The organism is Clostridium sp. ZBS15, assembly GCF_023845705.1.
GTDB lineage: Bacteria > Bacillota > Clostridia > Clostridiales > Clostridiaceae > Clostridium > Clostridium aquiflavi.
This window is the reverse complement of sequence record NZ_JAMQHY010000185.1, coordinates 1-536: the sequence shown is the minus strand read 5'-3', so window position 1 is coordinate 536 and position 536 is coordinate 1. Positions and strand designations below refer to the sequence as shown.

1 protein-coding gene is annotated in these 536 nt (G+C 31.7%); it reads left to right on the top strand.

From position 1 onward, the window contains the following. Positions 1-448: hypothetical protein (locus NG904_RS16960; RefSeq protein WP_252232908.1), on the top strand; the 448-nt coding region annotated here is incomplete at its 5' end. Between the last annotated feature and the right edge of the window lie 88 nt (positions 449-536).

The following is a 536-nucleotide window of genomic DNA, read 5'->3' as shown; positions in this document are numbered from 1 at the left end:
AACACGGTATACAGAACACAGTCACTTTAATAACTGGGGTTCAACAAGAGAAAAAGAAATTATTAGGCAACTATTACGTGACACAAATTCAGTAGGGAATATAAATGAAAAGTTTGATGTCTTAAAGCAACAAGGTAGAAACCTAGTTAGAAATACAGATTTTGTGAAAATGCCTTACATTCAGTCTAGAAGTAAGATTTATACATTTGAAGCGACAAAGGACTCTTTTATTCCTGATAAAAAATCGTTGTTCATTCAATCCGAAGGGTATGAATCATCTACTGATCCAAACAAAGATTTTGCCTTTCTACTAACAGAAACAATGTTACAGTACGAACAACTTAAAGTTTCTTTTTGGGTCTATCCTTCAGAATCAAATAAAGAAATGAATATTAGAATGGCTTATTCTCAAGGTGGTGTTGTATACTTAGGAGACCATGACCAATAGAATAAAGTTTCTATCCTATTAGACCTATCAGCTATAGCAAACCAAAATAACTACTTATATTTCAACATGCTTTCTTCCTTTTTTTTTT